This window comes from Sphingopyxis sp. 550B, from assembly GCF_057401805.1.
Genome location: NZ_CM171610.1, coordinates 847655 through 864848, shown reverse-complemented (window position 1 = coordinate 864848; position 17194 = coordinate 847655). Strand labels below are relative to the sequence as shown.

At 68.0% G+C, this 17194-nt stretch carries 16 protein-coding genes; 11 read left to right on the top strand and 5 right to left on the bottom strand.

All coding sequences use genetic code 11. The features are described 5' to 3' along the window. Positions 1 to 5 precede the first annotated feature (5 nt). Positions 6 to 392 carry a DUF1489 domain-containing protein gene (locus AC2S9W_RS03970; RefSeq protein ID WP_237233679.1) on the top strand — a complete coding sequence of 129 codons (387 nt, stop codon included), beginning with the start codon at positions 6 to 8 and terminating at the stop codon, positions 390 to 392. 296 nt (positions 393 to 688) lie between these two features. Here the strand turns inward: AC2S9W_RS03970 and AC2S9W_RS03965 are convergent, their stop codons facing one another. Genes AC2S9W_RS03965 through AC2S9W_RS03955 form a run of 3 tightly spaced genes read right to left on the bottom strand, consistent with a single transcriptional unit; the run spans position 689 to position 3390 of the window. After that, the gene (locus AC2S9W_RS03965; RefSeq protein ID WP_486571662.1) at positions 689 to 2281 is read right to left on the bottom strand and encodes an FMN-binding glutamate synthase family protein; all 1593 of its coding nucleotides are present in this window, start codon (positions 2279 to 2281) and stop codon (positions 689 to 691) included. Between the two features lie 15 nt (positions 2282 to 2296). Beyond that, positions 2297 to 2695: a nuclear transport factor 2 family protein gene (locus AC2S9W_RS03960; protein WP_486571661.1), complete on the bottom strand. Its 399-nt coding sequence runs from the start codon at positions 2693 to 2695 to the stop codon at positions 2297 to 2299. Beyond that, positions 2692 to 3390: a dienelactone hydrolase family protein gene (locus AC2S9W_RS03955; RefSeq protein ID WP_067112600.1), complete on the bottom strand. Its 699-nt coding sequence runs from the start codon at positions 3388 to 3390 to the stop codon at positions 2692 to 2694. Before AC2S9W_RS03955 ends, AC2S9W_RS03960 begins: the two co-directional genes overlap by 4 nt. 115 nt (positions 3391 to 3505) lie before the next feature. Here AC2S9W_RS03955 and AC2S9W_RS03950 point away from each other — a divergent pair, with 115 nt between their 5' ends. The 6 genes from AC2S9W_RS03950 to AC2S9W_RS03925 all read left to right on the top strand — a co-directional run bounded on the left by AC2S9W_RS03950 (position 3506) and on the right by AC2S9W_RS03925 (position 9465). Further along, on the top strand, positions 3506 to 3802 hold the full coding sequence (locus tag AC2S9W_RS03950) for a DUF6489 family protein (RefSeq protein WP_067180060.1): 297 nt from the start codon (positions 3506 to 3508) through the stop codon (positions 3800 to 3802). A 23-nt stretch (positions 3803 to 3825) separates the two neighbouring features. Then, complete coding sequence (gene mnmE, locus AC2S9W_RS03945) at positions 3826 to 5130, top strand: tRNA uridine-5-carboxymethylaminomethyl(34) synthesis GTPase MnmE (protein ID WP_486572057.1); 1305 nt, start codon at positions 3826 to 3828, stop codon at positions 5128 to 5130. A 77-nt stretch (positions 5131 to 5207) separates the two neighbouring features. Then, positions 5208 to 7070, top strand: coding sequence for a tRNA uridine-5-carboxymethylaminomethyl(34) synthesis enzyme MnmG (mnmG, locus tag AC2S9W_RS03940; protein WP_486571660.1), 1863 nt, complete (start codon positions 5208 to 5210; stop codon positions 7068 to 7070). After that, positions 7067 to 7732: a 16S rRNA (guanine(527)-N(7))-methyltransferase RsmG gene (gene rsmG, locus AC2S9W_RS03935; RefSeq protein ID WP_486571659.1), complete on the top strand. Its 666-nt coding sequence runs from the start codon at positions 7067 to 7069 to the stop codon at positions 7730 to 7732. Before mnmG ends, rsmG begins: the two co-directional genes overlap by 4 nt. Continuing rightward, entirely contained in the window at positions 7729 to 8511 is a 783-nt protein-coding gene (locus tag AC2S9W_RS03930; RefSeq protein WP_067112612.1) for a ParA family protein, read from the top strand. Before rsmG ends, AC2S9W_RS03930 begins: the two co-directional genes overlap by 4 nt. Beyond that, positions 8512 to 9465, top strand: a complete 954-nt coding sequence (locus tag AC2S9W_RS03925; protein ID WP_067112616.1) for a ParB/RepB/Spo0J family partition protein — start codon at positions 8512 to 8514, stop codon at positions 9463 to 9465. Between the two features lie 21 nt (positions 9466 to 9486). Here the strand turns inward: AC2S9W_RS03925 and AC2S9W_RS03920 are convergent, their stop codons facing one another. Beyond that, positions 9487 to 9816 carry a hypothetical protein gene (locus AC2S9W_RS03920; RefSeq protein ID WP_104960423.1) on the bottom strand — a complete coding sequence of 110 codons (330 nt, stop codon included), beginning with the start codon at positions 9814 to 9816 and terminating at the stop codon, positions 9487 to 9489. 241 nt (positions 9817 to 10057) lie between these two features. Here AC2S9W_RS03920 and AC2S9W_RS03915 point away from each other — a divergent pair, with 241 nt between their 5' ends. The 3 genes from AC2S9W_RS03915 to AC2S9W_RS03905 all read left to right on the top strand — a co-directional run bounded on the left by AC2S9W_RS03915 (position 10058) and on the right by AC2S9W_RS03905 (position 14373). After that, entirely contained in the window at positions 10058 to 10555 is a 498-nt protein-coding gene (locus AC2S9W_RS03915; protein ID WP_076073380.1) for a DUF4402 domain-containing protein, read from the top strand. 215 nt (positions 10556 to 10770) lie between these two features. Then, positions 10771 to 11592, top strand: a complete 822-nt coding sequence (locus AC2S9W_RS03910; protein ID WP_486571658.1) for a fimbrial biogenesis chaperone — start codon at positions 10771 to 10773, stop codon at positions 11590 to 11592. 33 nt (positions 11593 to 11625) lie between these two features. Next, a complete protein-coding gene (locus AC2S9W_RS03905) occupies positions 11626 to 14373 on the top strand; it encodes an MSCRAMM family protein (protein ID WP_486571657.1) in 2748 nt (915 codons plus the stop codon). Between the two features lie 163 nt (positions 14374 to 14536). Here AC2S9W_RS03905 and AC2S9W_RS03900 read toward each other — a convergent pair whose 3' ends face one another. Continuing rightward, positions 14537 to 14917, bottom strand: a complete 381-nt coding sequence (locus tag AC2S9W_RS03900) for a glycine zipper 2TM domain-containing protein (RefSeq protein ID WP_067112633.1) — start codon at positions 14915 to 14917, stop codon at positions 14537 to 14539. A gap of 731 nt (positions 14918 to 15648) precedes the next feature. On the opposite strand from AC2S9W_RS03900, the gene AC2S9W_RS03895 reads away from it, so the two are divergent. Beyond that, positions 15649 to 17175 (top strand): NAD(P)/FAD-dependent oxidoreductase, encoded by a 1527-nt coding sequence (locus tag AC2S9W_RS03895; protein ID WP_486571656.1) that lies wholly within the window; start codon positions 15649 to 15651, stop codon positions 17173 to 17175. The last annotated feature ends 19 nt before the right edge of the window (positions 17176 to 17194 follow it).

The window sequence follows — 17194 nt, the reverse complement described above, 5'->3', positions numbered from 1 at the left end:
TCCACATGACTCGCGTCGCCGTCGGATGCCCCGATTATCCGTCGCTCGCCGCGCGGATCGCGGCATGGGACGAGGGGGGCGAGGTGCGTTTCACGACGCGGATGCGGCCGAAGCGCGCCGACGAACTGATCGGCGGCAAGCTGCATTTCATCATCCGGCACACGCTTGTCGGCCGGGTCGAGATATTGCGCTTCGAGGATCGCACCGACGGGCGGCTCGATATCGTCTGCGTGGCGAAGCTCGAGCGCGTGCATCCGCAGCCGAAACGCGCGCATCAGGGCTGGCGCTACCTGGCCGACGCCGATGCGCCGGCGAGCGCCGAGGACGGCAGCGGCGTCGCCGACCTGCCGCCGCACCTCTACCGCGAACTGGCCCAGCTCAGCCTGATCTAGGGCGTCGAGCGTTAAATCCGGCGGTGACGCAGTTTGGATTAGGGAGGCGCAATTCCCTGTCTCGTCACCCCGGACTTGATCGGCACTTATCCCTTTTCGACAAGTCACTGTTCCCCGGCGAAAGCCGGGGTCCAGATGGCACAGCGCTACCACGCATGGACCCCGGCTTTCGCCGGGGAACAGCTCCCTACTTGTCTGAAGGATATATATCCCGACTTGATCCGGGTGACGATGAAAGCAAAATCACGCTCCTGCTTTCTCGTTACCGCCGGATTTAACGCACGATACTCCAGCCTTTATCCCGGCGTTCCCTCCATCGCCGCCTGAAAGCTGTCGGCGCGCGCCATCGCCCAGTAACGGGCGCTTGCGACCGACCCCGGATCGTCGAGCAGGATGCTGCGCGGGTAGAAATTATAGATGCGGTCGATCGAATCCGAGCGCGCCGAATTGAGCCGTTCGTGCAGATGGTGCGGGCGGATCCGCCACGGGCTGTCGAGCCCCATCGCGCAACTGATGTCCCATAGCGCGGAGACGGTCGCGGCCTGGAAGCGGTGGACGCGGGCTGCCTTGTCCTCGACCACCAGCCCGCGCTGGCGGCCCGGGTCCTGCGTCGCGACCCCGGTCGGGCACAGGTCGGTATGGCAGCGCAGCGACTGGACGCAGCCGAGGCTGAACATGAAGGCGCGCGCGGCATTCGACCAGTCGGCGCCGAGCGCGCAATGGACCGCGAGCCCGGCACCCGAGTGGACCTTGCCCGACGCGGCGAGGCGGATCTCCTCCTTCAATCCGCAACCGGCGAGCGCGTTGCGCACGAAGATCAGCCCTTCGCGCAGCGGCATGCCGACGCGGTTCGAGAATTCGATCGGCGCCGCGCCGGTGCCGCCCTCGGCGCCATCGACGACGATGAAATCGAGCCGGATTCCGGTTTCGAGCATCGCCTTCATGACGGCATAGATTTCGTGCGGTTGGCCGACGCACAGCTTGATGCCGACGGGCTTGCCGCCCGACAGTTCGCGCAGCTTCGCGGCCCATTCGACCATCTCGATCGGGGTTGCGAAGGCTGAATGCGCGGCGGGGGAGATGCAGTCCTCTCCTTCAGGCACGCCGCGCGTCGCGGCGATCTCGGCGCTGACCTTGGCGCCGGGCAGCACGCCGCCGTGGCCGGGCTTGGCGCCCTGGCTCAGCTTGATCTCGATCATCTTGACCTGATCGTCCTGCGCGCGGTCGCGGAACCGGCCGGGGTCGAAGCGGCCGGTCGCGTCGCGGCAGCCGAAATAGCCGCTGCCCAGTTCCCAGACGATATCGCCGCCGTGGATGCGGTGATAGGGGCTGAAGCCGCCCTCGCCCGTGTCGTGATAGAAGCCGCCCCGGCGGGCACCGAGGTTGAGCGCCTCGATCGCCTTCGCGCCGAGCGAGCCGAAGCTCATCGCCGAAATGTTGAGCAGCGCGGCGTCATAGGGCCTCGAGCATTGCGCGGTGCCGACGCGCACCCGCTGCGTCCGGTCGGCGGCGACCACGGGCGCGATGCTGTGGCTCATCCATTCATATTCGTCCGAATAGACGTCGAGCTCGGTGCCGAAGGGATGCGCGTCGAGATCGCCCTTGGCGCGCGCATAGACGATGTCGCGCTCGCTGCGGGTGAAGGGGCGCCCGTCGAACGGACTTTCGACGACATAGGCATAGAGAAAGGGACGCAGCGCCTCGAACAGCCAGCGGATATGCGCGATCAGCGGATAGTTGCGGCGCAGCGTATGGCGCCGCTGCCCGGCGTCGTACAAGGCGACGACGAGCAGCGGCACCCACAGGATCAATGTCCAGCGCGCCGGCCCCCACCACGCGGCGAGCACGATCGCGGCGCAAAGGACGGGAAAGGCGATCCAGCGAAGCATCGGACGGCCGCGCGATCAGCCCGCCTGCGCGGCGAGCATTTCGGCCATTTTCTCCCAAACCTTGTTGATGGCCTTGAGCGGGCGGACCATCACCTTGAAATCCTGTATCTTTCCTTCTCCGTTCCAGCGGATGATGTCGACGCCGTTGATATGGATGCCGTCGAGCTCGCTCGCGAACTCGAGGCAGGCCTGATCGCCGTCGACGATTTCGCGCAGATAGCGGAAATGCTCGCCGCCGAGCACATGGCTGGCGGCGTGCAGATAGGCGAAGACCGTGTCGCGGCCCTGCTGCGGCGTGTGGACGACCGGCGAATGGAACACCGCATCCTCGGCGAGCAGGTCGCGCAGCGCCTGCGGGTCGCCGCCGCCCGCCATATAGGCGTGCCAGGCGGCGAGCCCCGTAGGACCGCTCATGCCAGCGCCTCGGCGAAAAAGGCGCGGGTGCGCGCGTCGGCCTGCCCGGCGCCCTCGGCGTCGCGGCGATTGCCGCTGGTGGCGGCGAAACCATGGTCGAGACCGGGATAGTCGTGGAGCGTCACCTTGGGATGCGGGTCGAGCGCTTCGTGAATCTTCTGCTGCGCCTCGGGGCCGACGAAATGGTCGGCGGTCGGGATATGCAGCATCAGCGGGTTCGAGATCGCGTGGCTTTCGTTCAGCATCGTATCGATCATCACGCCATAATAGCCGACCGACGCGTCGATATCGGTGCGCGCGGCCGCCATATAGGCGAGCCGGCCGCCCAGGCAGAAACCGACGCAGCCGACCTTGTCGACGCCCTGATCGCGCAGCCAGCGGATCGTCGCCTCGATGTCCTTGACCCCGTCGTCGGCGTCATACTGGCCGAAATAGCCGAGCGCCTGCTGGAATTCGGGCTCGACGTCGGGATCGAGTTCGACCCCGGGGGCGAAGCGCCAGAAGATGTCGGGCGCGATGGCGAGATAGCCGAGCGCGGCCCAGTCGTCGACCTTCTGCCGGATGCCGCCATTGACGCCGAAAATCTCCGGAATCACGATGATGGCGCGCGAGCTTTCGGCGTCGGGGCGCGCGATATAGGCGGGAATCCGGCCCTCGCCGTCGAGCGCGGGGATTTCGGTGTTGGTTGCGGACATGGGAGGTCTCCTGACTCTTGCTTCTTGCCGGTGAAGAGGCGAAGCTAGCGGTCGCGGCAGCGCGGCTCAAGCCAAAGCGGCTTTCGGGCGGGAGACACTTCGTGGGAGACGGGCAATGAAGTTCAATATCGAGGTGGATTGCACGCCCGAAGAGGCGCGGCGCCTGTTCGGGCTCCCCGATCTCGAACCGCTGCACGATATTTATCTGAGCCGCGTCAAGGAGTTGATGGCCAAGGGCATCACCCCCGAAATGGTGCAGGCGATGGTCAAGAGCTGGGTGCCGATGGGCGAATCGGGCCTGGGACTCGTCCAGTCGCTGCTCGGACAGTTCGGCGGCGGGTTGATGGGGGCCGGCGCGAAGCCCGCGCCCAAGGCCGATCCGGACAAGACGGGCGGGGGACGCAAGAGCTGATCGACCCCGAAGCGAACGACACGATCTTTGCGCTGTCGAGCGGGATGCCGCCGGCGGCAATCGGCGTCGTGCGCCTCAGCGGATCGCAGGCGGGCGCGGCTCTGGAGACTCTGGCGGGGCGATTGCCCGCGCCGCGCCGCGCGTCGCTGGCGCTGCTTCGCGACCGCGCGGGCGGCCCGCTCGATCGGGCGCTGATCCTGTGGTTTCCGGGCCCCGCCACCGCGACGGGCGAGGATCTGGCCGAACTGCACCTGCACGGCGGGCGCGCGGTGATCGCCGCGGTCGAGGCGGCACTGGCCGCGCTGCCCGGCCTGCGCCGCGCCGAACCGGGCGAATTCACCCGTCGCGCCTTCCTCAACGGCCGGATCGATCTGGCCGAGGCCGAGGGGCTCGCGGATTTGCTCGCCGCCGAAACCGAAAGCCAGCGCGTCCAGGCGCTGGAGATGGCGAGCGGGCACGTGTCGCGCGCGGTCGAGGACTGGCAGGCGCGGCTGCTCGTCTTGATGGCGGGCGCCGAGGCCGAGCTCGACTTCTCGGATGAAGACGATGTCGACGATGGCGATGCGACCGCGCATCGCCTGACCGAAGCGATGGCGACGCTGGCGGCGGACCTGAATGCATGGCTTGCCCGTCCGGCGGCGGAGGTGATCGCCGAGGGGCTGTCGGTGGTGATCGCCGGACCGCCCAATACCGGGAAATCAACGCTTATCAATGCCTTGGCTCAAAGGGAGCTGGCGATCGTGTCGCCGGTGGCGGGCACGACGCGCGACGTGATCGAAACGCCGCTCGCGCTCGACGGCATCGCGATGCGCTTTTCCGATACGGCCGGGCTGCGCGGCGCAGGGGCCGATGCGATCGAGACGATCGGCATCGACCGCGCGCGTGCCGCGGTCGATGCGGCGGACATTCTGCTATGGCTCGGGCCGCCGAAGGATACGCCCGATCATCCGCGCTGCATCCTGATTGCGGCGCAGGCGGATCGCTGGCGCGGCGATGCGGCCGCCGAAGCCGATGCGGCGCGCTGCGACGTGGTCCTGTCGGCCGCAACGGGCGAGGGGATGGAGGCGCTCCACCGGCATATCGTCGAAATGGCGCGCACCCTGCTTCCGCGCGAGGGCGAAGCGGCGCTGCGCCAGCGCCAGCGCGCGGCACTTGCCGAAGCGAGGAACTGGCTGACCATCGATACGGCGTCGCGCGAGGCGGGCGACCTCATCCTGCTGGCGGAACGGCTGCGCCTCGCGGCGGCGGCGCTCGACCGCATCACCGGGCGCGCTGGCGTCGAGGAGATGCTCGACACGCTGTTCGGCCGTTTCTGCATCGGCAAATGATGTTCCACGTGGAACAAAAGCAGAGATGAGACGCCGATGGATTTGAACTTCGCTTTCCGCTAAGAGCCGCGACGATCATGGACAGCAGCAGCCATTTCGATGTCATCGTCGTTGGCGGTGGGCATGCCGGGACCGAGGCCGCCGCCGCCGCGGCGCGGCTCGGTGCGCGGGTGGCGCTGGTCAGCTTCGATCCGGCGCTGATCGGCACCATGTCGTGCAACCCGGCGATCGGCGGTCTCGGCAAGGGCCATCTGATGCGCGAGGTCGATGCGCTCGATGGCTGGATGGCGCGCGCCGCCGATGCGGCGGCCATCCATTATCGCATGCTCAACGCCTCGAAGGGCGCGGCGGTGCAGGGGCCGCGCATCCAGGCGGACCGCGCGCGCTATCGCGCTGCGATCCAGAGCTTCCTCGTGGCCGAGGCCGGCATCACCGTCGTTTCGGGCGAAGCGGCGGCGCTGATCCGGTCGAGCGACGGATCGCGGGTCACAGGGCTCGAACTCGGCGACGGATCGGTGCTCGCCGCGCGGGCCGTCGTTCTGGCGACGGGCACGTTTCTCGGCGGACGCCTGTTTCGCGGCGAGGAGCAGAGCGAGGGCGGCCGTGTCGGCGAAGCGGGCGCGCATCGGCTCGCCGAACAGCTCCGGGGTGCCGCCCTGCCGATGGCGCGACTCAAGACCGGGACGCCGCCGCGACTCGATGGACGGACGATCGATTGGGCGCGGCTCGAGGAACAGCCTTCCGACGACGGGGACTGGACCTGTTCCACGTGGAACAGGGGCCGCACGGTTCCGCAGATATTCTGCGCGATCACCCGGACCAATGCGGCGACGCATCGGATCATCGCCGAGAATCTGCATCGCTCGCCGCTGTTCACCGGCGCGATCGGCGCCAAGGGTCCGCGCTACTGTCCGTCGATCGAGGACAAGATTCATCGCTTTGCCGATCGCGACGGGCACCAGGTGTTTCTGGAGCCCGAGGGGCTCGACACGCCGCTCGTCTATCCGAACGGGGTATCGACATCGCTTCCCGCCGAAATCCAGCTCGCGCTGTTGCGGACGATGGAGGGGCTCGAACGGGTAGAGATGACCGTGCCGGGCTATGCGGTCGAATATGATCATATCGATCCGCGCGCGCTCGACCGGACGTTGCAGGTCCGCGGCATCGACGGCCTCTATTGCGCCGGCCAGATCAACGGCACGACCGGCTATGAGGAAGCCGCGGCGCAGGGGTTGGTTGCCGGCGCCAACGCCGCGCTGGCTGCGCAGGACCGCGAACCGCTGATCCTCGACCGTGCCGAATCCTACATCGGGGTGATGGTTGACGATCTGGTGCTTCAGGGCGTGACCGAACCCTATCGGATGCTGACCGCGCGCGCCGAATACCGGCTTCGGCTGCGCGCCGACAACGCCGCGACGCGCCTGACGCCGAAGGGAATCGGTCTGGGGCTGGTGCGCGCGGAAACCGCGCAACTGTTCGAAGCGCGCATGGCGGAGCGTCGGCGCGCCGAACACCTGCTCGATCAGCCTGTGGCGACGGCGGATTATCACGCGCTCGGAATCGCCATTCCGGGCGATGGCGTCGGCCGCAAGCGAATCGACCTGCTGCGCTTCCCCGGCGTCACGATGGCCACGCTTGGTGGCCTGGCGTCCCAGCTGGCGGGGATCGATCCGGCCATTCTCGCGGAACTCGCCGAGGACGCGCATTATGCGCCCTATATCGCGCGGCAGGAAAGCGAGTTGCGCGCGCTGGCCGCGAACGAAGCCATCCTGCTCGATCCGGCGCTCGATTATGCGGTGATCGGCGGCCTCTCGCGCGAGATGGTCGAGCGGCTGTCGCTGGCACGGCCCGAGACGCTGGGACAGGCGGCGCGCATCGACGGCGTGACGCCGGCGGCGCTCACCGCCATTCTGGTGCACAGTCGCCGCCAGGCCGCGTGAGGACCGAAACGCCATCGCTGCTCGTCGACGGCGAGCAGGCGCGTGCCTGGCTCGACGCGGTTTTTTCTCCATCGGCGCGGCAATGGGAGCGGCTGGAGCGCTTCGCCACGATGCTGGTCGCGGAGAATGATCGGCAGAATCTGATCGCTGCTTCGACGATTCCATCGCTGTGGGTCCGGCATATCGCCGATAGCGCGCAACTGCTTGCCCTCGATCGCGAGGGAGAAGGTCAGTGGATCGACCTTGGCAGCGGGCCAGGCCTGCCCGGCCTCGTCGTCGCGATTCTCAGCGAGCGGCCAATGCTGCTGGTCGAGTCGCGCAAGCGGCGCTGCGCCTTTCTGCGCGATGTGGCCGAAGCGCTCGATCTGGCGCATGTCGAGGTGGCCGAAGCGCGTCTCGAAGCGGTCGCGACGCGCCCGGCGGCGACGATCAGCGCTCGCGCTTTCGCTCCGCTCGACCGATTGATCGCGCTGTCCACGCGTTTTTCCACCGCAAACACGCGCTGGCTGCTGCCAAAGGGGCGAAATGCGGTTAAGGAACTGGCGTTGCTCCCGTCGGCGTGGCAGAGAATGTTCCACGTGGAACAGAGCCTGACCGATGCCGACAGCCGAATATTGGTCGGCGCCGGAGCAATCGGCGCAAGACAGCGAGGGAAGCGATGATCCGGATCGCCGTGGCGAACCAGAAGGGTGGGGTCGGCAAGACGACGACCGCGATCAACCTCGCGACCGCGTTGGCGGCGACCGGCTGGCGCACGCTCATCATCGACCTCGATCCGCAGGGCAATGCCTCGACGGGGCTGGGGATCAGCCAGGCGCAACGCGAATGCTCGAGCTACGAACTGCTGCGCGGCGACGCGGCGCTGGCCGAATGCGCGGTGCGCACCGCGGTGCCGCGGCTCGACATCGTTCCCGCGACGGTCGATCTGTCGGGGGCCGAGATCGAGCTGATCGAATATGGCGATCGGCTGCATCGCTTGCAGCAGGCGCTGTCGAGCGCCGAGGCCGGGCAATGGGATATCTGTTTGATCGACTGTCCGCCGTCGCTCGGCATGCTGACGCTCAACGCGCTGATCGCCGCCGAGTCGCTGATCGTGCCGCTGCAATGCGAATTCTTCGCGCTCGAGGGACTGAGCCAGTTGCTCACCACGGTCGAGCGCGTGCGCGGGCGTTTCAATCCGCAACTCTCGATCATCGGCGTCGCGCTGACCATGTTCGACCGGCGCAACCGGCTGACCGATCAGGTGTCGGACGATGTCCGCGAATGTCTGGGCCCCGTGGTGTTCGAAACGGTCATCCCCCGCAACGTGCGCCTGTCGGAGGCGCCGAGCCATGGGCTCCCGGCGCTGATCTATGATCATCGCTGCGCGGGTTCGGCCGCCTATATCGCGCTGGCGCGCGAGCTGATCGACCGCCTTCCCAACATTCGCAAGGCCGCTTAAATGACGGAAAAGAAAGAGGAAACTGGACAGGCCCCGGCGCGCAAGCGGCCCTCGGGGCTGGGGCGCGGGCTGAATGCGCTGTTCGGCGACGCCGCGGTCGAGGCGCCGGTGCTCGCGGCGCCCGGCGCGGCGGCGCGGGCAGCGCCGATGTCGGGCGACGCGGTCCAGCAGATCCCCGTGGGCTCGATTCGCCCGCTTCCGGGCCAGCCGCGGCGGCATTTCGACGAGGCGGCGATCGTCGAGCTCGCCGAATCGATCGCCGCGCGCGGCCTGCTCCAGCCGATCATCGTGCGGCGGGCGCCCGATGGGCAGGGATATCAGCTCGTCGCGGGCGAACGGCGCTGGCGCGCGGCGCAGCGCGCCGGTCTGCACCAGATACCGGCGCTGGTGCGCGACCTCGACGACGCCGCGACCTACGAGATCGCGCTCGTCGAGAATATCCAGCGGCAGGACCTCAACGCGATCGAAGAAGCGAGCGCCTATCGCAAGCTGATCGAGGATTTCGGGCACAGCCAGGACGCGCTCGCGAAGCTGGTCGGCAAGTCGCGCAGCCATGTCGCGAATCTGATGCGCCTGCTCGACCTGCCGGCGGCGGTGCAGGATCTGGTCGGTGATGGCGCGCTGTCGATGGGGCATGCGCGCGCGCTGATCGGGGCGGACAATGCCGAGGGCATCGCGCGCAAGGTGGTGAAGGACGGCCTGTCGGTACGCGCGGTCGAGGCGCTGGTGCGCGAGGCGAAGGGCGGCGGGCGCAAGGCGCCGCTCGAATATAAGAGCATGGACGGCGCGCGCGATCCGGACATCGTCGCGGTCGAACGGCATCTGTCCGAACTGCTCGGCATCGGCGTGGCGATTCACTATGCGGGGGGCGGCAAGGGCGCGCTGACGCTGAAATTCGCGTCGCTCGACCAGCTCGACATGATCTGCCAGCGCCTGTCGGGCGAGGCGATCTGACTTCCGTCCGGCGTTTGCGCATCACCCGCCGGGCGGATCGATCCAGCGTTCGTCCCATTTGCGCCCGATCTCGTTGGGAACGGGCTTCATGCCGGTCGGATAGGCTTCGATCGGGTCCTGATCGGGCGCGACCGGCGGTTTCGGGGTGCGCAGGATTCCGGCCCTGATCAGATGATAGACATAGGCCTTTTCATGATCGGTGACGGGTGTCTCCTTGCCCCAGGCAACGTCCTGGAACTGGCGCTGCGCCGCGCTTTTCGGGCGCCTTTCGCGCTTTCGCAGCGCGTCGTAGAAGCGCAGATACCGGCTCAGCAGCCGTTCGTAGAGAGCGATTTCCTCCTGCGAAGGCACGGCCGGAACTCCCGCATCGCGCGGCCTCCGCGGTTCGAGTCGCGGCAACCGTCATGGATCGACACGCCCGTAAATTACCATATTCGGACGGCTCGGTGAACCGTCCGGCGGTGCGGGCCAATCCCTTCCGCGCCGTTAACCATGGTCGTTGAGCAAAGCCTGAACGGGTGATCCGCTAAAGGGGTCGGCGAATGGGGTGGGATTTCCATTCGACTATCGACTGTTCAAGGGACCAAATCATATGCGCACCATTGGAATGAAGCGCGCCCTCGCCGGCGTCGCTATTGCTGCCTTCGCGATGAATGCCCAGGCGGCGCAGGCCGCTTCGGCCACGGGACAGGCCAAGGCCAAGATCCTTCGCCAGATCCAGCTCACCGCCGGCAGCCCGCTCGACTTCGGGACGATCATCAGCGGTTCGACCGCCTCGACCGTCGCGATGACGACCGCGGGGACGCGCACCTGCGGTTCGGGGCTGTCCTGTCCGGGCACCGGCGCCGCCGGCAGCTTCGACATCCAGGGCACGAACGGCGCCGTCGTGACGGTATCGGGCGATTCGAGCGTGACGCTCAACGGCTCGATCAGCGGCACGATGACCGCGGCGCTCACCTATTCGGCGAACACGGTCACGCTCGGCGCGAGCGGCGGCGCCTTCCAGGTCGGCGGCACGCTGAGCGTCGGCGCCAACCAGGCGTCGGGCGACTATGCCGGCACCTATAATGTGACCGTCAACTACCAGTAACGGCGTCTGCAAGGGAGCGGGCGGCCCCAGTAGCCGCCGATCCGAAGGGCCGCGTGGGGCGTCAGCCTCGCGCGGCCCTTTCCGCATGCGCCGAACCCCGTGCCCGCGCCCGGCCGTCATGGTTAGCGAAATATCAACCATCGTGGCGCAAAGCCGGATGCGACCAGACGGTGCGGTGGGGACTGCGCCGGACAACGATTGTGGGGATCGTATCCATGCTGCGCCTTTTCGGGCCATTCCTGTGCCTTTTCATGGCGGCCTTCGCGCTGCCCGCGACGCCCGCTCTTGCGGCGGGCGACCTGCTCGTCGCACCGACGCGGCTCATCCTCGACGGTTCGCGCGGGGCCGAGGTCGTGCTCAACAATATCGGCAGCGAGCCCGCGACCTATCGCATCAGCCTCGAGGTCAAGCGAATGGCCGCCGACGGCGGACTCGACGAGATCGCCGAGGCGGAAGCGACGCCGGCGGAAAAGGCCGCGCTCGCGATGATCGCCTTCAGCCCGCGCCGCGTCGTCCTGCCGCCGAACCAGCCGCAGGTCATCCGCGTCGGCGTCCGCGTGCCCGAGGGCACGCCGCCCGGCGAATATCGTGCGCACATGCTGTTCCGCGCCGTGCCCGACAGCGTCGCCGCGACCGCGCCGAAGGCGGCGGGCGAGGGCGTGTCGATCGCGATCACGCCGATCTACGGCATCACCATTCCGGTGATCGTCCGCATCGGCGATCTGCAGGCGTCGGCGACCATCGGCGATGCCCGGATCGGCGAGACCCGCGACGGTCCCGCGTTCGAATTCGATCTGACGCGCTCGGGCACGCGATCCGTCTATGGCGACATCGAGGTGACCCGGCGAGGCGAACCGCGGCCGCTGCTCGTCGCGCGCGGAATCGCCGTCTATCCCGAGGTCGATGCGCGCACCGTGTCGCTGCGCATTCCGCCCGACCTCGCGGCGCAGCTCCGGGGCCCGGTGCATATCCGCTACACCGAGGATCGCGAGGTCGGCGGCGCGACGATCGACGCGGCCGACCGGGTGGTGCGATAGGGCGGACCGGCCGCCGGTTCGGCGGATCGAGCCATGTTCACGCGCACCCTGACGCGATGGCGGCCGGCGATCCTCGCGCTGCTCGCGCTGGTCGGATGCACGCCCGCCGCGGCGCGTGCCGCCGAAGACGGCGGGGTCGCGGCCGCGTCCGACGGCTGGGTGCCGAACGAGGACGACAGCTGGCTGTTCGACCTGCGCTCGGGCGCCTACCGGCTCGGCGGCGGCGTGCGCGGCTATCAGACGCCACAGGGAATCTGCGTCGATCTCGGCGACATGGTGCTCGCGCTCGACCTGTCGCTGCGTATCGATCGCAAGTTGCGCCGCGCAACCGGCTGGGTGTTCGACGAGCGGCGCACGCTGACCATCGACCGCGAGGCGGGGGAGGTGCGCGCGGGCAGCCAGCGCCTGCGGATCGCTCCGGGTGCGATCCGCGACACCGCGGCGGGGTGGTGCGTCGATCTGGAGAACCTCGACACCTGGCTCGGCCTGCCGATCGTCGCCGACCTGTCGAACGCGGTGCTGCGCATCGACGCCGCGGAAAAGCTGTCGTTCCAGCTTGCCGCCGAGCGGCGCGCACGCGCGGCCGCGCTCCGGCCGCAAGTGTCGTTCGATCTCGCGAGCCTACCGCAGGCGCGTCGCCCGTACCGTGCATGGACCCCGCCGTCGGTCGATGTCGTCGCCTCGGCCGGCGCCATCGCCGACCGGCGGGGCGGTTCGCACGTCCAGGCGCGCTACGAGCTTTTCGCCGCCGGCGAGGCGCTCGGGCACAGCGTCGATGCGCGCCTGTCGTCGGACAATCGCGGCGTTCCCGACAGCCTCCGCCTGCGCCTCTATCGCACCGATCCGGAGGGGCGGTTGCTCGGTCCGCTCCGGGCGACCCATTATGCGGTCGGCGACGTCGGGCTCCTGTCCACCGGACTCGTCGCGCAGTCGGCGCCGGGGCGCGGCGCGGTGGTCACCAATCGCCCGGTCGAGCGGCCCGACAGTTTCGACCGGACCGATTTTCGCGGCGATCTGCCGGCCGGATGGGATGCCGAACTCTACCGCAACGGCCAACTGCTCGCCTTTGCGACCCCCGGTGCGGACGGCCGCTATGAATTCCTCGACGTACCGCTGCAATATGGCTCGAATCGCTTCGAGATCATATTGTACGGCCCGCAGGGGCAGATTCGGCGTGAAATCAAGCAGTTGCAGGTTGGCATCGACTCGATTCCGCCGCGGCAGACCTGGTATTGGGCGGGGATCGCGCAGGAAAACGCCGACCTCGTCGAATTCGGCGGACGTCATGCGACCTTCCGCCGCGGCTGGCGCGGCACGCTGGGGCTCGAACGCGGGCTCGACGCGCGCACCTCGGTCGCCGCCTATGCACACAGCCTGATGATCGAGAATGTCCGGCGGACCTATGGCGAGGTCGCGCTGCGCCGCGCAATCGGCCCGACGCTGGTCGAGGTCGCGGGCGCCTATGCCGGGGATGGCGGATCGGCGGCGCGCGCCAGCTGGCTCGCCGCCTTCGGCGAAACCTATGTGCGCGCGGATGCGATGCGCGGGTGGGGCGGTTTCGTCTCGGATCGGTTCGCCGGGTCCGTCAGGGGCCTGTACCAGCTCTCGCTCGATCAGGCGGTGACGCTGGGACGGACGGTGCTGCCCCTCCACGTCGACGCGCGACAGGTCGACCGCTGGACGGGCGTCTCGAGTCTCGAGGCGACCGCTCGCGTCTCGGCCACTCTGCGCGCGATCAGCCTGACCGGCCAGCTCGACTGGGTCCGCAGCCATAACCCCTTCGGCACCGATCCGCCCGACAATCTCGGCGCGACCCTGCTCGCCAACGCCCGGATCGGGCGCATCCGCCTGCGCGGCGAGGCGCGCGTGGCGCTGGCGGGCGGCAACGATGCCTCGCGCATGGCGCTGATCGGCGAGTGGGCGGGCAAGGGCGATGCCGAGTGGCGGGGCGAGGTCGGCTATGATCGCGGCTACGACCGGGCGCGGGCCGGAATCGGTTACACGCGGCGCTTCCGGCGTTTCCAGCTTTCGGGGTTCGGCGAGGTGGCGAGCGACGGGTCGGTGGCGGCGTCGCTGTCGCTCGCTTTCAGCTTCGGTCCGAAACCGGGCGGCGGCTGGCGGCTGTCGAGCGAAAAGCTGGCGAGCCGCGGGCAGGTGCTCGCCGATATCTTCCTCGACGACAATGGCGACGGGGTGCGCCAGCCGGGCGAGAGCGCGATGGCCGGCGTGCCGCTGACCGCGGGCCGGGTCCACGCCGATGCCGCGACCGACGCGGCGGGGCAGGCAATGATCGACGGGCTCGAACCCTTCCGCCCGGTGATGATCGGGATCGATGCCGGCAGCCTGCCCGACCCCTATGTCCAGTCGGCGCTGCCCGGCATCGTCGTGACGCCGCGTCCCGGCGTTGCCACGCGCGTCACGCTGCCGATGGTCGCGGCGGGGGAGATCGAAGGCATGGCGCTGCGCGATGGCGGCCAGGCGATCGAGGGGCTGGGCCTCGAACTGATCGATGCCGAAGGGCGCGTGCGCAAGGCGACGCTCAGCGAGTTCGACGGCTATTTTCTGTTCGAAGGGGTTCCCTATGGCCGCTACACGGTACGGCTCGATCGGACATCGGCCGCCGCGCTGCGTCTCGACCCCGGTTTCGCGATCGCCGCCTCCCCGGGCAAGGCGGCGCCGCGCGTGCGGCTCGGCCCATTGGCGCTGAAGCCGCTGCCTCGCGCATTGGCAGGGCCCGGCGCGGCCGCGCCGGACGGCGAGGCCAGCGACGGATCGCCCTGATCACCTGAATTTGAAGTTCGCCACATCGATGTCGTCATCGCGGGCTTGCCCCGGGATCCCGCTTTTCTTCCGTCCGTACACGAAAGGAAGCGGGGGACCTCGGGGCAGGCCCGGGATGACGATGACGCCACCGGTGGGCTCTCCACCGCCCGCCTGGCCCGGATCAGCAGCGGCTGTTGCGATCGATCTCGCGACCGAGAAGCGCACCACCGGCCGCGCCGATGATCGTACCGGGCGTGCGGTCGCCATAGCGGTCGATCTCGCGTCCCAGCAGCGCGCCGGCGGCGCCCCCGATGATCAGCCCTGTCGTTCCTCCGCTGCGGCAGTGATGGCGGGAACGGTAATATCGGCGGTCGCGATAATGATCGCGCCTATAATCGCGGCGATAGTCGCGCCGGTAATCGCGCCGGTAATCGCGGTAGCGATCATTGTCGCGATGTCCGTAATAGCCGCTCCGGTGGTGGCGGTCGCGCGCGTCGGCGTCGGTCGGCACGGCGGCCGCGGCGCTCGCGCCGATCAGCGCCGCCAGGGCGAATTTCTTCATCCAGAACATGGTCGTCCTTTCCTGTCGGTCCCCGCGGGACAGATTGGAACCGCGATGCTGGCGCCTGGCTGAACCCGCGGGCGCCATGCGGCCGATCGCGTCTCGCTTCGTCGTCCGGCGGACGCATTTCGTCGCGTTCGACCGCCGAGGAGGCTCTTTGTCGATGGGGCAGACCATGCCTATCGAATGCGGATATCGGCGTGGTTCCTCTTTTGCGTCACCCTGAACCTGTTTGGCGGTTGTTTCCGGCAAGGAACCGTTCTCCGGCGAAAGCCGGGGTCCAGATGGCATGGCGCTGCCCCATATGAACCCCGGCTTTCGCCGGGGAACAGGCCTCAACTGCTTGAGGGGCCTAGGACGGATCGACATTCAGCTCTGGCGGCCTGCAAATGGCGGCTTTTCGCGCTTCCGGTGCTCACGTGCCATCAGCACGCTGCGCTCCGGGTCCCGAAAATCCACCATTTTGACCTGTGGTCGTCTTCGACTCCGGCTCGCCATCTTCTGAATGTCGATCCGTCCTAACCCGTTTCACGGGCCGTGGTCTGCTCCCGAATGAAAAGTGGCGCAAAGTGGAAGGCCCAGCCATGGATGCTAAAGCAGGCCGGCCTGAGGAAGCCTGAATTCCCGCGGGTATTGGGTAGCCACGCCCCAAATCCTACTGCTCCGTTAACCAGTTTTTAGGGCCGCTGCGCCACAGCGGTGGGTGAACATGGGCTGCGTGGGGAATTTCGATGCCTGACAATCAGAACGGGCCGACCAGCGCCGACGTCGCGATCATCGGCGCCGGGCCGGCGGGATTGACCGCCGCCTATCTGCTCACGAAGCAGGGCTATCGGGTGACGGTGATCGAGAAGGACCCCGTCTATGTCGGCGGGATCAGCCGCACCGTCGAGCATGACGGCTTTCGCTTCGATATCGGCGGGCATCGCTTCTTTTCGAAAGCCCAGGAGGTCGTCGATCTGTGGAACGAGATTCTGCCCGACGATTTCATCCAGCGCCCGCGGATGAGCCGCATCTATTACGAGGGCCGCTACTATTCCTACCCGCTGCGCGCTTTCGAGGCGTTGTTCAACCTCGGCATCGTCCGCTCGGCGCTGTGCATGGCCAGCTATGCGAAGGCGAAGCTTCTGCCCAACCGGACCGTGCGCAGCTTCGAGGACTGGACGGTGAACCAGTTCGGGCACAAGCTCTATTCGATCTTCTTCAAGACCTATACCGAAAAGGTGTGGGGGATGCCGTGCGACGAGATGTCGGCCGACTGGGCGGCGCAGCGCATCAAGGGGCTCAGCCTCGGCGCCGCGGTGCTCGACGGACTCAAGCGCAGCCTTGGCCTCAGCAAGGCGCCGAATGACGGCATGGCGGCCAAGACCCTGCTCGAAACCTTCCGCTATCCGCGTCTTGGCCCCGGCATGATGTGGGAAGCGGCGCGCGACAAGGTGGTGGTCGGCGGCAACCATGTGTTGATGGGCCACGGCCTCAAACAGCTTTCCCAGGACCAGAAGACCGGCCGTTGGCGCCTGACCGCGACCGGTCCCGACGGCGATGTGGTGATCGACGCCGATCATGTGATCAGCTCGGCGCCGCTGCGCGAACTCGCGGCGCGTCTCCATCCGCTTCCGGCCGCCGCGCTGACCGCGGCGCCCAGCCTCAAATATCGCGACTTCCTGACCGTTGCGCTGAAAATCCGGTCGAAGGACCTGTTCCCCGACAACTGGATCTATATCCACGACAGCAAGGTCAAGGTGGGCCGGGTCCAGAACTTCCGCAGCTGGTCGCCGGAGATGGTACCCGATCCCGACCTTGCCTGCGTCGGCCTCGAATATTTCTGCTTCGAAGGCGACGGGCTGTGGTCGTCGAGCGACGCCGATCTTGTCCGCCTCGCGACCGACGAGATGGCGATCCTCGGCCTGTGCAGGGCGGAGGATGTCGTCGGCGGGGTCGTGGTGCGGCAGGAAAAGGCCTATCCGGTCTATGACGATGATTATGCCGCGCATGTCGCGGCGCTGCGCACCGAGCTGGAGGCGCGCTATCCGACGCTGCACATGGTCGGGCGCAACGGCATGCACCGCTACAACAACCAGGATCATGCGATGATGACCGCGATGCTGACGGTGCGCAACATCGCCGCCGGCGCGCGCGTCTATGACATCTGGGGCGTCAACGAGGACGCCGAATATCACGAGAGCGGCGCCGAGGGCGAAGGCGCGGCCCTGGCCTCGGTCCGTGCCGTTCCGGTCCGCGCCGCGCGGGCGGCCTGATGGCCGGCCGGGCGGAATG